The organism is Cupriavidus sp. IDO, from assembly GCF_000812465.1.
GTDB lineage: Bacteria > Pseudomonadota > Gammaproteobacteria > Burkholderiales > Burkholderiaceae > Cupriavidus.
The window spans coordinates 38,694-55,701 of record NZ_JWMA01000014.1 but is presented as its reverse complement, the minus strand read 5'-3'; the positions used below and the strand labels follow the sequence as shown (position 1 = coordinate 55,701).

15 protein-coding genes are annotated in these 17,008 nt (G+C 64.5%); 9 read left to right on the top strand and 6 right to left on the bottom strand.

Annotated features, from left to right (window positions below):
• The first annotated feature begins 112 nt into the window (after positions 1 to 112).
• The 4 genes from RM96_RS04975 to RM96_RS04960 are packed head-to-tail and all read left to right on the top strand — an operon-like array spanning position 113 to position 4,344.
• Positions 113 to 1,504 (top strand): ABC transporter substrate-binding protein, encoded by a 1,392-nt coding sequence (locus tag RM96_RS04975; RefSeq protein ID WP_082016424.1) that lies wholly within the window; start codon positions 113 to 115, stop codon positions 1,502 to 1,504.
• A gap of 11 nt (positions 1,505 to 1,515) precedes the next feature.
• The gene (locus RM96_RS04970; protein WP_039008350.1) at positions 1,516 to 2,544 is read left to right on the top strand and encodes an ABC transporter ATP-binding protein; all 1,029 of its coding nucleotides are present in this window, start codon (positions 1,516 to 1,518) and stop codon (positions 2,542 to 2,544) included.
• Positions 2,541 to 3,488 (top strand): carbohydrate ABC transporter permease, encoded by a 948-nt coding sequence (locus RM96_RS04965; protein WP_238587099.1) that lies wholly within the window; start codon positions 2,541 to 2,543, stop codon positions 3,486 to 3,488. The genes RM96_RS04970 and RM96_RS04965 overlap by 4 nt, the downstream gene beginning before the upstream one ends.
• Before the next feature lies 1 nt (position 3,489).
• On the top strand, positions 3,490 to 4,344 hold the full coding sequence (locus tag RM96_RS04960) for a carbohydrate ABC transporter permease (protein WP_039008348.1): 855 nt from the start codon (positions 3,490 to 3,492) through the stop codon (positions 4,342 to 4,344).
• A 64-nt stretch (positions 4,345 to 4,408) separates the two neighbouring features.
• On the opposite strand, the gene RM96_RS04955 is transcribed toward RM96_RS04960, so the two are convergent.
• Both RM96_RS04955 and RM96_RS04950 read right to left on the bottom strand, forming a co-directional pair.
• Complete coding sequence (locus RM96_RS04955) at positions 4,409 to 4,603, bottom strand: DUF2905 domain-containing protein (protein WP_039008347.1); 195 nt, start codon at positions 4,601 to 4,603, stop codon at positions 4,409 to 4,411.
• Positions 4,604 to 4,610: 7 nt separating this feature from the next.
• Positions 4,611 to 5,813 carry a class I SAM-dependent methyltransferase gene (locus tag RM96_RS04950; RefSeq protein WP_039008345.1) on the bottom strand — a complete coding sequence of 401 codons (1,203 nt, stop codon included), beginning with the start codon at positions 5,811 to 5,813 and terminating at the stop codon, positions 4,611 to 4,613.
• Positions 5,814 to 5,828: 15 nt separating this feature from the next.
• On the opposite strand from RM96_RS04950, the gene RM96_RS04945 reads away from it, so the two are divergent.
• The 3 genes from RM96_RS04945 (at position 5,829) to ttcA (ending at position 8,191) form a co-directional block, all read left to right on the top strand.
• Positions 5,829 to 6,674 (top strand): SDR family oxidoreductase, encoded by an 846-nt coding sequence (locus RM96_RS04945; protein ID WP_193752394.1) that lies wholly within the window; start codon positions 5,829 to 5,831, stop codon positions 6,672 to 6,674.
• A gap of 72 nt (positions 6,675 to 6,746) precedes the next feature.
• Entirely contained in the window at positions 6,747 to 7,148 is a 402-nt protein-coding gene (locus tag RM96_RS04940; RefSeq protein ID WP_039008342.1) for a dihydroneopterin aldolase, read from the top strand.
• A 110-nt stretch (positions 7,149 to 7,258) separates the two neighbouring features.
• Positions 7,259 to 8,191 carry a tRNA 2-thiocytidine(32) synthetase TtcA gene (gene ttcA, locus RM96_RS04935; protein WP_039008340.1) on the top strand — a complete coding sequence of 311 codons (933 nt, stop codon included), beginning with the start codon at positions 7,259 to 7,261 and terminating at the stop codon, positions 8,189 to 8,191.
• Positions 8,192 to 8,254: 63 nt separating this feature from the next.
• Here ttcA and RM96_RS04930 read toward each other — a convergent pair whose 3' ends face one another.
• Complete coding sequence (locus RM96_RS04930; RefSeq protein WP_238587098.1) at positions 8,255 to 9,190, bottom strand: DUF6279 family lipoprotein; 936 nt, start codon at positions 9,188 to 9,190, stop codon at positions 8,255 to 8,257.
• Between the two features lie 185 nt (positions 9,191 to 9,375).
• Here RM96_RS04930 and glmU point away from each other — a divergent pair, with 185 nt between their 5' ends.
• Together glmU and glmS are read left to right on the top strand one after the other, a co-directional pair.
• Entirely contained in the window at positions 9,376 to 10,740 is a 1,365-nt protein-coding gene (glmU, locus tag RM96_RS04925; RefSeq protein ID WP_039008337.1) for a bifunctional UDP-N-acetylglucosamine diphosphorylase/glucosamine-1-phosphate N-acetyltransferase GlmU, read from the top strand.
• An 81-nt stretch (positions 10,741 to 10,821) separates the two neighbouring features.
• Complete coding sequence (gene glmS / locus RM96_RS04920; RefSeq protein WP_039008335.1) at positions 10,822 to 12,660, top strand: glutamine--fructose-6-phosphate transaminase (isomerizing); 1,839 nt, start codon at positions 10,822 to 10,824, stop codon at positions 12,658 to 12,660.
• A 10-nt stretch (positions 12,661 to 12,670) separates the two neighbouring features.
• On the opposite strand, the gene RM96_RS04915 is transcribed toward glmS, so the two are convergent.
• The 3 genes from RM96_RS04915 to ligD are packed head-to-tail and all read right to left on the bottom strand — an operon-like array spanning position 12,671 to position 16,995.
• On the bottom strand, positions 12,671 to 13,513 hold the full coding sequence (locus tag RM96_RS04915; RefSeq protein WP_039008327.1) for a tetratricopeptide repeat protein: 843 nt from the start codon (positions 13,511 to 13,513) through the stop codon (positions 12,671 to 12,673).
• Entirely contained in the window at positions 13,510 to 14,421 is a 912-nt protein-coding gene (gene ku / locus RM96_RS04910; RefSeq protein ID WP_039008326.1) for a non-homologous end joining protein Ku, read from the bottom strand. The genes RM96_RS04915 and ku overlap by 4 nt, the downstream gene beginning before the upstream one ends.
• Positions 14,422 to 14,481: 60 nt before the next feature.
• Positions 14,482 to 16,995 (bottom strand): DNA ligase D, encoded by a 2,514-nt coding sequence (gene ligD / locus RM96_RS04905; RefSeq protein ID WP_039008323.1) that lies wholly within the window; start codon positions 16,993 to 16,995, stop codon positions 14,482 to 14,484.
• Between the last annotated feature and the right edge of the window lie 13 nt (positions 16,996 to 17,008).

The window sequence follows — 17,008 nt, the reverse complement described above, 5'->3', positions numbered from 1 at the left end:
ACATGTGTCGGGATTTCCTATTCATGAAATGAAGCCTACCCTTGAAGGTAGGGTAGCTGGCTACCCAGAACCGGGGTGGGAGCCGACCGCTTTCTCGTACAAGGAGATAGCCATGGCCAAGACAGCGCATCCAGGTGGTACCGACATGGCCGTCGCCACCAGCGCCAGCGCGGACACCAACACCGGCAGGCGCAGATTCATCCGGACCACGGGCGCCGTCGGGCTTGCTGCCGGCCTCGGACCCTTCCTGATCCCCAGGCATGCCCATGCGGCAAAGCACACTCTCAGGATCCTGCAGTGGAACCACTTCGTGCCCGGCTACGACAAGTGGTTCGACGACACCTACATCAAGCAATGGGGGCAGCAGAACGATACCGAGGTGGTGGTCGACCACGTCGGCATCCCCGCGCTGGCCACGCGCGCCGCTGCCGAGGTCTCGGCGCAGAAGGGGCATGACCTGTTCATGTTCCTCTCGCCGGCGCCGGTCTACGAGGAGCAGGTGATCGACCACCGCGAGCTCTACGAGGAATGCCAGCGCAAGCATGGCAAGCCGATGGAGCTGGCGATCAAGAGCACGTACAACCCGAAGACGAAGAAGTACTTCGGCTTCTCGGACAGCTTCGTGCCGGACCCGATCAACTACCGCAAGGACCTCTGGGACGACGTCGGCATGAAGCCGCCGGACACCTGGCTGGATGTCCTGGCGGCCGGCCGCAAGATCAAGGCAAAGCACGGCATTCCGGTCGGCATCGGGCTATCCGCGGAACTCGACACCGCGATGGCGGCGCGCACCATCCTGTATGCGTTCGGCGGCTCGGTCCAGGACGAACGGCACACCGTGGTGCTGAACTCGAAGAACACCATCGAAGCGGTGAAGTTCGTCAAGGCGCTGTTCCAGGAGACCATGACGCCGGAAGTGCTGGCATGGGACCCGTCATCCAACAATCGCGCCATGCTGGCAGGCAAGATCTCGCTGTGCCTGAACGCCATTTCCATCACCCGGGAGGGCGAAAACAAGAACCTGCCGATCGCGCGGGATATCTGGCTCACTCAGGCCCTGCAGGGGCCGGTGCGGCGGATCGCGCTGGAGCACGTGATGGACTGCTACGTGATCTGGAAATTCGCCGAGAACATCGCCGGTGCGAAGAAGTTCCTGGTCGACTATATCGACAACTTCCGGCAGGGCTTCCTGGGCAGCGAGTTCTACAACTTCCCGTGCTTCAACAGCACCGTGCCCGACCTGCAGAAGCTGATCGCCGACGACCAGAAGGCCATGCCGCATGACAAGTACAAGGTGCTCGGCGCGCTGATGAACCAGGCGACCAATGTCGGCTACCCCGGCTACGCCAACGCGGCCATCGACGAAATCTTCAATACCTGGGTCCTCAACACCATGTTCGCCAAGGCGGCCACGGGCGACGAGACGCCCGAGAACGCCGTCCGTCTTGCCGACGCCGCGTGCAAGCGCATTTTCTCCAAGTGGCGCGACAAGGGCATGGTGTAGCGCGGCTGCATATGGCTTCCGTAGAAGTTCGCTCGCTCACCAAGCATTTCGATGGCGCCAGCGCGGTCGACAATATCGACCTTGGCGCCCGCGATGCCGAGTTCCTGGTCTTGCTGGGGCCGTCCGGTTCCGGCAAGACCACGCTGCTGCGCCTGATTGCCGGGCTCGAGGCGCCCAGCCGCGGCGACGTCCTGGTGGACGGCCGCGTCGTCACGGCGCTGCCGCCCAGGCTGCGCAACATGGCGATGGTGTTCCAGAGCTACGCCCTGTACCCGCACCTCGATGTGTTCGACAATATCGCCTTTCCGCTGCGGGCCAGGCATATGTCGCGCGAGGAGGTCGGGCGCAAGGTGGACTGGGCCGCGCAATTGTTCGGCATCGGCCATCTGCTGCAGCGCAAGCCGCGCCAGCTGTCCGGCGGCGAGCGCCAGCGGGTGGCGCTGGCGCGTGCGGTGGTGCGCGAACCGGTGGCATTCCTGCTCGACGAGCCCCTGTCCAATCTCGACGCCAAGCTCCGCACCTCGGCGCGCGACGAGCTGCAACGATTCCAGCGCCGGCTGGCCATCACCACCATCTACGTCACCCACGACCAGATCGAGGCGCTGGGCCTGGGCGACCGCATCGCTATCCTCGACCACGGCAGGATTCACCAGATCGGCACGCCGCAGGAAGTCTATGAACGTCCCGCGGATCTCTTCGTCGCCACGTTCATCGGCTCGCCGCCGATGAACCTGATCGAGGCTGACGGAGTCGTGACCGGATTCCGGCCCGAGCATTTCCTGCCGCGCGAAGCCTATCCGGCGGAGGATGCCTTGCAGGCCTTTACCGTGGATGTGACGCGCATCGAGAACCTGGGCTCGGACCGCCTCGTGTACGGCAAGCTGGAAGCGCCGCTGCCGCCGGCCAGCGTGGTTTCGCGCATTCCCTGCACAGTGACGGTCCCGATCGAGGCCGGCCGCGGCCATCGCTTCGTGGTGCCCGAGCGCAAGCTGCGCCGTTTCGATGCGAAATCCGGGGCCAGCCTGGGAGCCGCGCCGTGAAACCGCTGCACATCGCCACCGGGCAGCCAGTGCAGGACGTGGCGAGGCAGCCCGCTCAGCGCCTGGCCGACGACGACCGCTGGCTCGGCCGCGCCATGCTCGCCCCGGCGGTGATCTATATCGCGCTGCTGGTCGGCTTTCCGTTCCTGCTGTCGATCTACTACAGCCTCTCGGATGCCACGGTCGGCAGCCAGGTGCTGCACTTCGTCGGCCTGGAGAACTTCCGGCGCGTGCTGGAAAGCGGCACATTCTGGCGTTCGCTGCGCAACGCGCTGGTCTTCACGCTGGTGTCACAGGCGCTGGTGGTGGTGCTGGCCAAGATGCTGGCCATGGCCTTGTACCGGGACTTCCGCGGCAAATGGCTGGTGCGCCTGCTGATCCTGCTGCCCTGGGTGGCGCCGATCTCGCTCGGCACCATCGGCTGGCTGTGGATCTTCGACCCGGTCTACAGCATCATCAACTGGACCCTGGCCGCGGTCGGCGTGCTGGGGGTGCACAACTGGCCGGTGTGGCTCGGCCAGCCGAACCTGGCGATGGCCTCGGTCATTGTGGTAGATGTCTGGCGCCTGCTGCCACTGGCCACGGTGATCATCCTCGCGGGCCTGAGCGGCATCCCGCAGGATATCCACGACGCCGCCGCCATGGACGGCGCCGGCTTCTGGCGGCACCTGTTCCTTATCAACATCCCGCTGGTGATGCCCATCATGCTGGTGGCGCTGCTGTTCGGCATCGTGTTCACCTTCACCGACATGATCATCATCTATGTGCTGACCCGGGGCGGGCCCTATGACACCACCCAGGTGCTGGCCAGCCTGGCGTTCTTCACCGGCATCCAGGGCGGCGACCTGGCCGAAGGTGCCGCCATCTCGCTGTTCCTGTTCCCGGTGCTGGTGGCCGTCGTGATCGTGCTGCTGACCCTGGCGCGTCGCGCCGAGGTGACCTGAGATGCGCGCCGCCACATTCATCTGGCGACGCCGGGCCGCTCGCGGCGTCCATTTCGGGCTGGTCGCCGCGTTCGCGGCGTTCTGCGCGTTTCCCTTCTACTGGATGCTGATCACGACCTTCAAGGATGTGCACGACCTGATCAACACCGCCAACAACCCGTTCCTGTTCAACCTGCCGCCCACGATGGAGAACCTGCGCATACTGTTCGGCGAGACCCGTTACCTGCGCTGGGTGCTCAATACGCTGGCGGTGGCCGCGGGCGTGGTGGGGATCACGCTGCTCCTGGCGGTGCCCGCCGGCTACAGCCTGGCCCGCCTGTCAGGGCGCTGGGGCCGGCAGTGGGCCATCGGCATCTTCCTGACCTACCTGATCCCGCCCACCATCCTGTTCATCCCGTTCTCGCGCATCATCGGCGCGCTGGGCCTGCAGGATTCGCTCTGGTCGCTGGTGCTGGTGTACCCGAGCTTCACGGTGCCGTTCTGCAGCTGGCTGATGATGGGCTTCTTCAAGGCCGTGCCGCGCGATATCGAGGAGGCCGCCATGATGGACGGCCTGAGCCGCTTCGGCGCCTTCCTGAAGGTGGTGGTGCCGCTGTCGTCGAGCGGGATACTGACCGTGGTCATCTTCAGCATGACGCTGGCGATGCAGGAGTTCGTCTACGCCCTGACCTTCATCACCAGTTCGTCGCAGTACACGGTGAGCGTCGGCGTGCCGACCTTCCTGGTGCGGGGCGATGTCTATTTCTGGGGCTCGCTGATGGGGGCGTGCCTGATTGTCAGCGTGCCGGTGGCGGTGCTTTACAACAGTTTTCTTGACCGCTTTGTGGAGGGCTTCACCGTCGGAGCGGTCAAGTGATTCACTGGACTAAGAACCCATTTCACAATGAAGAAGGGTCCCCTTCTTCATTGTGAAATGGGTTCTAAAGCAGCTTCCCGATCACCAATGCCACCATCGACAGCAGGATCGTCGAAGCAAACGGCAGCACATACTCGCGCCCGAACAGCCGGAAACGCACGTCTCCCGGCAGCCGGCCCAGCCCGATCTTCTGCAGCCACGGCAGCGCCGCGGACAGTATGACCACGCTCAGGAAGATGGTGAAGGTCCAGCGCAACATGGCCGGCCTACAGCGCGTGGCAGCGGTCGCCGCGCGCGAAGCCTGCCAGCGGCTCGCCGTCGTCCAGGCCGCGCGTCAGGGCGATGACCTTGAACAGTTCGCCCATCTCCGCTTCCGAAAGCAGCTTCTGCACCGCGTTGGCGGCCGGCAGGAAGGTGCGGGCGTCGGACGGATCGAGCGTCATCAGCAGGTCGGTGATGCCGGCGTTCATCAGGAAGCGCGCCTGCGAGGCGAATCCCGCCACGGTCAGCCCGGCGTCGACAGCCGCGTGCGCGATGCCGCTGAAGTTCACGTGCGCGGTGATGTCCTGCAGGCCGGGGTAGAGGAAGGGGTCCGGGTGCGCGTGGTGCCGGTAGTGGCACATCAGGGTGCCGCCGGCGCGTTGCGGGTGGTAGTACTCGCTGGCGGGAAAGCCGTAGTCGATGAAAAACGCCGCGCCGCGCGCCAGCATCGCCCCCACCGCACGGGCAAAGCCTTCGGCTTCGGCGTGGGTTTCGGTGACGACGTCGTAGTCGCCAGGAATCGCGTGCAGCGCTTCCGGGATATCGGCCTCGGCCAGCAGGCGGTCTTCGAACGTGAAGGCGTGGGCGCTGGTGCTGTCGTCGCCGGCGACGCTGCGGGCCACCCCGCGTTCGTGCCAGCGTCCGCCCTTGCGCGCGAACAGGCGCACCGGCATGGCGTCCAGCACCTCATTGCCGACCACCACGCCTTCGAAATGCTCCGGCAGCGTGTCGAGCCAGACTGCCCGCTGCGCCAGATGCGGCGCGCGCTGCGCCAGCGTCGCCTGCTGGCGCGCACGCAGTTCGCCCGACAGTTCGACGATTGCGTATTCCTGCGGCAACTGGCCATCCTGTTCGAGCGCGAGCAGCAGGTCGGCGGCAAGCCGGCCGGTGCCGGCGCCGAATTCGAGCAGGCGCGGCAGCCCTTGCGCCAGCAGCGGCGCGAACTGGCGCGCCAGCGTGCGGGCGAAGAAGGGGGAGAGTTCGGGCGCGGTGATGAAGTCGCTGCCGTCGCGCGCGTCGCGGCCGAATTTGGCGGCGCCGCCGCTGTAGTAGCCGAGTCCGGGCGCGTAGAGCGCCAGCGACATATAGCGATCGAATCCGAGCCAGCCGCCGGCCGCATCGATGGTTTCGCCGATGCGCGTGGCCAGCGAGTCGGAGGCGGCCAGCGCGTCGGCGGGGGGAAGGGGTAAACTAGCGGCTTTCTGCATTTCGCGATTGTAGCAATGCCAGCATCCAAATCCCCTGCAAGCGCACCCGGTGGTGCACCGGCCCCGGGGCACCCGACCGGCGCCGCCCGCGGCGTGGCGCTCGTGACCGGCGGCGCCCGCCGGCTCGGCCGCGCCATTGCGCTCGAACTGGCCGCGCAAGGCTGGGACGTGGCCGTGCACTGCCACCGCTCGGTCGACGAAGCCGAGGTGCTGGCCACGCAGATCCGCGCCGCCGGCCGCCGCGCCGCCGTGCTGCGTGCCGACCTGGCCGACGAAGCCGCCACCGCGCAGCTGATCGCCGCCTGCACGGCCGCGCTCGGTGTGCCGACCTGCCTGGTCAACAACGCCTCGCTGTTCCAGTACGACGTGGCGACCAGCTTCTCGTATGCGTCGCTCGATACGCATATGCGCACCAACGTCGCCGCGCCGCTGCTGCTGGCGCGCGAACTGCACAAGGCGCTGGGCGCTGCCGGCACCACCGCAGCCGAGCCGCGCGGCGTGGTGATCAACCTGCTCGACCAGAAGCTCGACAACCTGAATCCGGACTTTCTGTCGTACACGCTCTCCAAGTCTGCGCTGCAGACCGCCACCGTGCAACTGGCACAGGCGCTGGCGCCGCGGCTGCGGGTGGTCGGCGTGGCGCCGGGCATTACACTGGTGTCCGGCGAGCAGTCGGAGCAGAGCTTCCGGCGCGCGCACCGCGTCACGCCGCTGGGCCAGTCTTCCACGCCGGAAGACATCGCCCAGGCCGTGGCTTACCTGGCGCAGGCGCGCGCGGTGACCGGCACCACCCTGTACGTGGATGGCGGGCAGCACCTGATGCCGCTGTCGCGCGACGTGATGTTCCTGACCGATGAATGACCTCCAGGCCGTACAGCGCCCATGTGGCGCGGCACGCCTGCCTTGAATCGCTTTTCCCCTTCGTAGCTCACCATGACCATGCTCGCCGCCCTTTCCCACCCCAGCCTGCAAGACTGCCGCCGCATGTTCCTGCGCAACTACGAAGTGCAGATCAATATCGGCGTGCACGAGTTCGAGAAGAAGGGCGAGCAGCGGGTGCTGATCAATATCGACCTGTTCGTGCCGCTGGCACAAAGCACGCCGCACGCCGACAAGCTGGACGAAGTCGTGGACTACGACTTCATGCGCAACACCGTGGCCGAGCGCATGGCGCTGGGCCACGTGCACCTGCAGGAAACCCTGTGCGACGACGTGGCGCGTGCCATGCTGAAGCACCCCAAGGTGCGCGCGGTGCGCGTGTCCACCGAGAAGCCGGATGTGTACCCGGACTGCGATTCAGTGGGCGTTGAAGTCTTCCACATCAAGCGCAACTGACCGCGCACCGGAGCCCCGGCAGCGCGCCAGCGCCTCAAGTAAAATGTGGGCCCCTTTTTGCGCCAGGCCGGCCATTCCATCCGGCGGGCGCCACGTAGCAGGTATGCGCCATGAGCCACTCCAATAACTTCTATCGCCTCGAGACGAGGCTGCAATCGCAAACCGGCAAGGCCATCGGCGACTTCGGCATGATCGAGGACGGCGATACCGTGCTCGTCTGCATGAGTGGCGGCAAGGACTCGTACACCATGCTGTCGGTCCTGATGGCGCTGCAGAAGCGCGCGCCGATCAAGTTCAAGCTGATCGCGATGAACCTGGACCAGAAGCAGCCCGGCTTCCCGGAACACATCCTGCCGGAGTACCTGAAGTCCGTTGGCGTGGAATATGTGATCGTCGAGGCGGACACCTACTCGATCGTCAAGGAGAAGGTGCCCGAGGGCAAGACCACCTGCTCGCTGTGCTCGCGCCTGCGCCGCGGCGTGATCTACCGCACCGCCAAAGAGTTGGGCGCCAACAAGATCGCGCTGGGCCACCACCGCGACGACATCGTCCAGACCTTCTTCCTGAACATGTTCTTCGGCGGCAAGATGAAGGCGATGCCGCCCAAGCTGTCGACCGACGACGGCCAGCACATCGTGATCCGCCCGCTGGCGTATTGCTCGGAGAAGGACATTGCGTCGTATGCGCGCGCGATGGAATTCCCGATCATCCCGTGCAACCTGTGCGGCTCGCAGGAAAACCTGCAGCGCAAGAAGGTCAGCGAGATGCTGCAGGACTGGGAGCGCCAGAACCCGGGCCGCATCGACAACATCTTCGCGGCGCTGCGCAACGTAGTGCCATCGCACCTGGCGGATACCGACCTGTTCCCGTTCACCGGGCTGGCCACGGGCCTGGCCAAGGTGGATGAGGCGTCACTGTTCGGTGAAACCACCTTCCAGCAGCAGCCGCTGGTGTTTGCCGGTGGCGTGGAAGAGAACCGGCTGGAGTTCGTGCGCTTCGAGCGGCCTGCCGCGGTGCCGGCGGTGCCGGCCAGCGCGGAGTAAGCTGCTCTGCCCGACAGAACGGCCGCTGATGCGGCCGTTCTTGTTTTGCGAGGTGGGCAAAGCTTAGTAGCTGACCGCCGCCTGCGCCGCGCCGCCATGTTTCTCGCGCATCAGCGCCTGCGTGTCGTCGATCCACTTCTGGAACCGCTCGGCCGCGTGCGCCTTCTGCGCCGGCGTGGTCAGGTTGGCGATTGTCACCGTCAGCGCAATGCCAGCCTCGTTGTTGGCTTCGTAGCTCGCGGCCCGGGCCTTGCCGGGCGGATTCTGCCAGTGCTCGCCGTAGTGGCGCAGCATGTCCAGCACCTGCGCCTTGGGCGGATGGGTCGCCTGCACCTGCCGCGCCAGCGCCAGCCATTCCTGTTGCCGCCTGATCCGTTCGGCATAGCGCGCATCGGCGCCCCGCACCACGGGGACGACGGCGGCGCGGATGGCTTTCTCCTGCTCGTCCGAGAAACGGCCGTAGATCAACTTGGCGTAGTCCATCACCTTGTCGTAGCGGGCGTCCTCGCGGTCGCCGGCGTCGCCGCTCAGGAATTTCTTGCGATACTTGGTGTTGCCTTCGGCGAACTTCTTGTCCATGCGGTCGATCTGCTCCGGCTTCAGCGTCAGCAGCAGGTCGGCCAGGTCGGGCATGGCGTACTCGAACGACTGCCGTGCCAGCCGCTGGCTGGCATCCTGGAACTGCCCGACCATGGCGGGCGTGACCGGTTGCTGCACCTGTGACTTCGCCTGCGTCAGCAGCGCCGAGATTTCCGGCAACTGCGCCTTGCGATGCCAGGCGAAGAAGCGGGCGATGGCTTCGCGCGTGGGCGGCTCCTGGGCGGCGCTGACGTCGACATAATGGTCGATCCACCAGTACGCCAGCCGATCACCCTGCTGGTAACCGACCTTCATCGCACTGCAGGCGCAAAGCACCGTGGCGGCGAATGCCGTGATGAAACGCCGGGTCCAGCGGTTGTGAAAATCGGAAACAGTCCCGTATTGCGCAGAAACCGTCATGTTAAAATCGGCGCGCATCCTGAATGGGCTGCCTGATCGCCCGCCAGCCCAGTCCTGACAAGGCTTCCGGCGATTCGGCAGAGGCCGCGCGAAGGCTTTCGGCAATACCGGGAGGCGCGCGTTGCGAATCACCCGGTTGGCTCGTTCCAGAATATTTTTAGACACACTCACTGAGGGGTCTCCTTGTGAATATCGTCATTCTTGCCGCGGGCATGGGAAAGCGGATGAATTCCGACTTGCCCAAGGTTCTCCATCCCGTGGCCGGCCGCCCCATGCTTGCCCACGTCCTCGATACGGCGCGTGCCTTGTCGCCTGCCCGGCTGGTGGTCGTGGTCGGCCACGGTGCCGATCGCGTGCGCGAAGCCGTGGGTGCCGGTGACGTCGCCTTTGCCGAGCAGGCCCAGCAGCTGGGCACCGGCCATGCGGTGATGCAGGCACTTCCCCTGTTGGACGACAGCCAGCCCACCTTGGTTCTCTATGGTGACGTGCCCCTCACTACGGCTGCGACGCTCAAGGCACTGGTGTCCGAGGCGGGCACGGAGCGCTTTGGCGTGCTCACGGTCGAGATGACCGATCCTACCGGATACGGCCGGATTGTGCGCGATGCGGCAGGCAGCATTGTGCGCATCGTCGAACAGAAGGACGCCAGCGAGGCGGTCAGGGCCATCCGCGAGATCAACACCGGCATCATCGTGTGCCCCACCGGCCATCTGCGCCGCTGGCTCTCCACGCTGGGCAACGACAACGCGCAGGGCGAGTACTACCTGACTGATACCGTCGAGCGCGCGGCTTCCGAGGGCCTCGACATCGTCTCGGCCCAGCCGGCCGCGCTGTGGGAGACGCTGGGCGTGAACAGCAAGCTGCAACTGGCCGAAGTGGAGCGCATCCACCAGCACAACCTGGCACGGCGCCTGCTGGAGTCCGGCGTGACGCTGCTGGACCCCGCACGCATCGACGTGCGCGGCGAGCTGACCTGCGGCCGCGACGTGACGATCGACGTGGGCTGTGTGTTCGAAGGCCGCGTGCACCTGGACGACGGGGCGCGGATCGGCGCGCACTGCGTGATCCGCAACAGTACCGTGGGTGCCGGCGCGCTGGTGCATCCGTTCTGCCATATCGACGAGGCGAAGATCGGCCCCGCCGGCCGGATCGGCCCGTACGCACGCCTGCGCCCGGGCACCGATCTGGGCGAGGACGTGCATATCGGCAACTTCGTCGAGGTGAAAAACGCGCAAGTGGCCGCGCACAGCAAGGCCAATCACCTGGCTTATGTGGGCGACGCCACAGTGGGCTCGCGCGTCAATATTGGCGCCGGCACCATCACCTGCAACTATGACGGTGTAAACAAGCACCGCACGGTGATCGAGGACGATGTCTTCATTGGCTCGGACACGCAGCTGGTGGCGCCGGTGACGGTGCGCCGCGGCGCCACGCTGGGCGCGGGCACCACGCTCACCAAGGAAGCGCCGGCCGACAAGCTGACACTGTCGCGGGCCAAGCAGCTGACCGTCGACGCCTGGCAGCGTCCGGTCAAGCAAGCGAAAAAGTAAGCAGGGGAGGCGCCGCGAAGGCGCTTTCACTGGCATTCAATTTCCGGCGCCCGGGAAGGGCGCCATGAACGGGGGTTCACCATGTGTGGCATCGTCGGCGCGGTTTCCACGCGCAATATCGTTCCGGTCCTGATCGAAGGCCTGCGCCGCCTCGAGTACCGCGGCTATGACTCATGCGGCGTCGCCGTCGTGCGCGACGATGCGGTCGAACGCGCGCGTACCGTGTCGCGCGTGGCCGATCTGGATGCGCAGACGCAGGCTTCCGGCCTGGCCGGCTTCACCGGCGTGGCACACACCCGCTGGGCCACGCATGGCAAGCCGGATACCGTCAATGCCCACCCGCATCTGTCCGGCGATACCATCGCCCTGGTGCACAACGGCATCATCGAGAACTACGAGCCGCTGCGCGAAGAGCTGCGCGCGGTGGGCTACGGGTTTGAGTCGCAGACCGACACCGAGGTTGTGGCCCACCTGATCCACCAGGCCTACACCTACCCGAGCGGCGCCACACGGGGCGACCTGTTCGCTTCGGTGCGTGCGGTCACCAAGCGCCTGCACGGCGCCTACGCCATTGCCGTGTTCGCCAAGGACCAGCCCGGCCGTGTGGTCGGCGCGCGCGCCGGCTCGCCGCTGGTGGTGGCACTGGGCGAGAACGAGGCCTTCCTTGCCTCGGATGCGCTGGCCGTGGCCGGCACCGCCAACCGCATCATCTACCTGGAAGAGGGCGATGTGGTCGAGATCACGCTCGACGGCGTCACCATCCACGACGCCAACGACCACCCAGTCGAGCGCGAAGCGCGCCTGGTCGAAGCCCACGCCGCCTCGGTGGACCTGGGCCCGTACCGTCATTTCATGCAGAAGGAAATCTTCGAGCAGCCGCGCGCGCTGGGCGACACGCTCGAAGGCATTGAAGGCATTTCACCGGCACTGTTCGGCGAGCGCGCCGGCGAGGTCTTCGCCGAGATCGACAGCGTGCTGATCCTGGCTTGCGGCACCAGCTACTACTCCGGCTGCACGGCCAAGTACTGGCTGGAAAGCATCGCCAGGATTCCGACCCAGGTCGAGGTGGCGAGCGAATACCGCTACCGCCAGACGGTCCCCAATCCGCGCGCGCTGGTGGTGGTGATCTCCCAGTCCGGCGAAACGGCCGACACCATGGCCGCGCTGCGTCACGCGCGGGCACTGGGCCACACCCATACGCTCGCCGTCTGCAACGTGGCCACCAGCGCGATGGTGCGTGAAACCGAACTGCGCTTCCTGACCCGCGCCGGCACCGAGATCGGCGTGGCGTCGACCAAGGCCTTCACCACCCAGCTCGCCGCCCTCTACATGCTCACCCTGGCCCTGGCAAAGGTGCGCGGCTTCCTGTCCGAAGAGGCCGAAGCGAAGGACTTGGCCAACCTGCGCCACCTGCCCGCCGCGCTGCACGGCGTGCTGGCGCTCGAGCCGCAGATCATCGCCTGGTCGGAAGACTTCGCCCGCCGCGAGAACGCGCTGTTCCTCGGGCGCGGCCTGCACTACCCGATCGCCATGGAAGGCGCGCTCAAGCTCAAGGAAATCTCGTACATCCACGCCGAGGCCTATCCCGCAGGCGAACTCAAGCACGGCCCGCTGGCGCTCGTCACCGAAGCCATGCCGGTGGTCACGGTAGCGCCCAACGACGCCCTGCTGGAAAAACTCAAGTCCAACATCCAGGAAGTGCGCGCCCGCGGCGGCCGCCTCTATGTGTTTGCCGACAGCGACACGCAGATCCAGTCGTCGGACGGCATCCAGGTGATCCGCATGCCCGAGCACTATGGCGACCTCTCGCCGATCCTGCACGTGGTGCCGCTGCAGCTGCTGGCGTATCACACGGCATGCGCGCGCGGCACGGATGTGGACAAGCCGCGCAACCTGGCGAAGTCGGTGACGGTGGAGTGAGGGTGGGGCGTCAGGGCTCCTGGAGTCGACGGTACGCGTTGTAGTGCCGTAGTGCGCCCTGTCTGTCTCCTCGCAGTTCGTTAAGCCGCGCCAGGTTGTAGTGCGCATCCGCATAGTCTGGAGCAAGCTCCAGGCACCGCCTGTAACCGTCCAGGGCGTCGTCGCCCCGGTCCAGCTCCTCCAGGGCGACGGCGCGATTGAAGTGAAGTTGACAATCTTCCGGGAAATATTCCAAAGCCCTGTCAAACACCGCCAGAGCTTCTTCGCCCCGCCGGTCCTCACATAGGAGAACGCCCAGGTTAGTGTAAGCGCCATAGTGCGCCACCGGCAGCAACTCCATGGCTTTCCGATAGGCATGCTCGGCCCCACGCCGGTCCGTGGCAGTCAGCTCCTCACCGAGCTCAAACCACTCCTCGGCTTGGATGTGAGCCTCCCTCGCGCCGCGAGGTGCGCTGTCCAGAAACGCCACGTCGCCCTTTACCTGTGCCACTTCGAAGTCCAGGAGAAGCTGCCCCGAGTCGGCCTCCCATTGAGCGGGGCCGGAACGCACAGCAATTGCATTACCGACCGCAGTGATTCGAATTCCCGTGAGGGGAAGCTCTGCCGGCAGGGAAGTTCGGAGCCGTTCGAGCGAACGAAGAATCTTCCGCGCCGGAATGTTGGCGGACTGCAGCTGATAGGCGGTGCGCAGCAGGACGACATCCTGGAAGCTGAAGCGCAGCTCGTTGCGCCGACCGCGGACGGGCTTCACAAAGCCGGCGCTCACAAGGCCCGACAGGACGGCTCGCGAAACGCCGAGCAGCGACTGAAGCTTGCTTAGCGAAAACTTCTGGTCTGAAGCGCTGCCTGTCACTTCCGTGCCCGAACTCTGGTAGGTGCCGGTGCGACTTTTTCCGCCCGCTTCACGCCTTTGCGCTCCTTTGTTGCAAGAGCAGAGACATCTGTGGCGGCAACCTTGGCTTTTGCGGCAGGTGCTTTGGCCTTGCCGCCTTTTGCCAGGCTCGCGCGCAGAGCATCCATCAGGTCGATTACCTGGCCTGTAGGGGACACCTCCACCTGCTCGTGCGTGACAATGTTCTTGCCTGCGATCTTCTCGTCAATGGCTTTGAGAACACGCTTCTTTTCTTCGTCTGCGTACTGCGTCGGGTCGTAGGTCTCTTCTGTGGCCTGGTCGATAATCTGCAGCGCCAATCGCAACTCGGCATCGGAAACATCGACTTGCTCAATGTGCAGGTCTTTCAATGACCTGACTTCATCGGCAAAGAGAAGCTGTTGGAACACCAGCCCGTCGTCGGCGGGGCGAACCTGCACGATATGCGTTTTTCCCTTGGAAGCCCATCTGGCCAGGGCGCAGCGGTGGCTTTGGGCCATGGCCTTCTGGAGCAAGCTGTAGGGCTTGCCGCCGCGCTTGTCGGGAGCGATGTAGTAAGCCTTGTCGTAGAAAATAGGGTCAACGGCCATTTCAGGAATGAACGCAACGATCTCAACAACATGACTGGCGCCTTCCTCTAAGGCTTTCAGCTCCTCAGGTGAGAACACGACAAAGCGGTCTTTTTCAAATTCGTACCCCTTCTGCAAGTCTGCACGGTCGACGGGCTTACCCGTCTTCTCTGATATGTACTGCTGCTTGGCACGGGAGCCATCCGGGGCGAGGAAATTAAACCTGACGGCAGTTTCGCTCTCGGTCGCGGAATACAGCTTGACGGGGATTGAGACCAACCCGAATGAAAGGGATAGGGAGGCGATTGAACGAGCTGGCATGAATTCCTCCACGCAATAAGCTGTCGGTGAGGCAGCACCCGGCAAAGTGCGGCGTTGGGGTCAGATTAGCCGCTTCATCGCGGAGGTCAATGTCTGACTGGTCGACCAAAATTCCGCCCACGGGTCCCCGGTTTGGAAGCTAAGGTACTCGCGCGCTGTCGCGACAGTCCACTGCGCTCCACTTTTTAGCGACATAAGCTGCTCCCACGTTACTGGCATGGACACTCCCAGGCCAGGGCGTGCACGAGCGGAGAATGCCGCGACAGTGGTCTGGCCCATGCCGTTGCGAAGGTAATCGACGAAGACTTTTCCCTTGCGGTTCGCAGGCCCTGGCACTGCGGAGAATCGCTGGGGGATGCTCTTGGCGATATGCACGACGAAGGTTCTGGCGAAGCCCTTCACAGTGTCGTAATCGAGCCTTGGTGCCAGCGGTACGACGACGTGCAAGCCCTTGCCGCCGCTGGTTTTTGGCCAAGCCTTGAGGCCAAGTTCAGTCAGCAGCGTGTGGACAAGGAGTGCTGCTTCCTGCATGTGCGACCACTTCAGGTCTTCGCCGGGGTCCAGGTCGAAAATCACCCTGTCAGGCCTGTCCAGGCGTCCGACCGTGGAGTTCCAGGTGTGGAACTCGACGACGTTCATCTGAGCGGCGGATACAAGCGCGTCCATGTTGTCGACGGTAAGCAAGGCACCGTGACCTGGCCACAAGGTGGGGTCGTGTTCTTTGAGCCCAGGCATCTTGCTCTCAGGGTGCTTCTGAAAAAACAGTTCTTCGATGATGCCATTGGGCGCGCGCAACAACGATAGTGGGCGGTCCTTGAGGTGGGGCAGCATCCAGTCGGCTACGCTTTCATAGTAGCGGACGAGGTCGAGCTTGGTCATCCCGGTTGACGGGTCGATGACCCGCTCAGGGTGAGTCACCTTCACCGCACTGGGTGCCGGGGCTGAGGCTGCTGTCTTGGCGGCTTCCCGGGTGATTCCGCTTGCCGGCTTGTCCGTGCGCAAGCCTTTGAACGAGGCTTGTCGCACAAGACCGTCAGCGGTCCACTCAGCGAAGGCGACTTCTGCCACCAGTACTGGCTGGACCCAGTGTTCGCTACCGACGGTGCGCCTGGACCAGCGCCTCGGCTTGACGGCTTTCGGGTCGAACGATGGAGAAGGCACCTCGAGCGCTTTCAGACGTGCCCACAAGTCTCTGGCAGTCTTGGCATCCCAGCCTGTGCCGACACTGCCGGCATGGCGGAGCTTGTCATCATCGTGATATGCCAGCAGCAGGCTGCCTACCTCCTGAGGCGCGCCAGCACGATTCGTGAAGCCACAGATGACGAACTCTTGGCGAAGCGTGCACTTCGCCTTTAGCCAAGTCTGAGTCCTCGTCGAGACATACGGCGCGTCATGCCGTTTGAACATTAGCCCTTCCAGCCCCAAATCGCATGCAGCCTTGAATACTTGGGTTGGTGGCGCGTCGAAATGCTCGCTGATTCGGATTCGCTCGCCGGGCTCTCCAACAAGGCGTGCGAGGAGGGCTCGCCGGGAGCTCAGTGGCACCTTGCGCAAGTCTTTTCCGTCCAGGTAGATAAGGTCGAAGAGGAAGTAGACGATGCTCTCGCCGCGAGCCGCGTCGATGGCATTCTGCAAAGCGTTGAAATCAGGTAGGCCATCTTTGAGAACAACGATTTCGCCGTCGAGCCAGGCGCTCGAGGCGCTCAGGTCTTTCAACTCTGCCGCAAGGGTTTTGAGCTTGCTTGTCCAATCGTGGCCGCCTCGGGTGAAGAGCTTGACGCGGCCCTTGTCTACCCGCGCAAGAAGGCGGTACCCGTCGAATTTCGTCTCCACTATCCAGCCATTCCCCTTTGGAAGGGACGCAGCCGGGGTAGCGAGCTGCGGCTCGAGCGTCGCCGGCAATGTGGTGGCCACTGCAAGGGTGAGGTCGGCTTCGGGTTCCACGCCGAGCGAAGGCCGGGGGTTGGATTTGGGTTCGCGCTCCTCGATAGGCCCCAGGGGCTTGTCGACGACACTGTCCGGCAGGGCTTTGACGACGTCATACTCTGCAAGGGATCGCGCCCACTCATCTCGCTTCTTGAAAAGCATCCACTGGTCTTGCTTGTCTTCGGACTTTGAAATGCGCACTAGCTCCCAGCGCCCGGCGAGCTTCTCCCCATGCAGCTGGAAAACTAGCTTTCCGGTCTGAATCCCTTCACGAGGGTCGCCCACTGGTTCCCAAGTGCCGTGGTCCCAGACAATGACTTTTCCAGCTCCGTATTGCTTCGGGGGAATAATTCCTTGGAAACTTGCGTAGCCAATTGGATGGTCTTCGACATGGATGGCCATCCGTTTCTCCTGGGGGTCGTAACACGGCCCCTTGGGGACGGCCCAGCTCAACAGGACACCATCTAGCTCGAGTCGAAAGTCGTAGTGCAGCCGCCCGGACCAGTGCTTTTGCACAACGAACGACAAGTGCTGGCCTTCGGCTGAAGGACCGCCGGCGTGAGGCGCGGGCTCCGGCGTGACATTAAAGTCACGCTTCTTCCGGTACTTGGACAGCGGCAGGCGCGTCCGGTCAGAGTTGGCGACCATAGCCTTCGCTCGG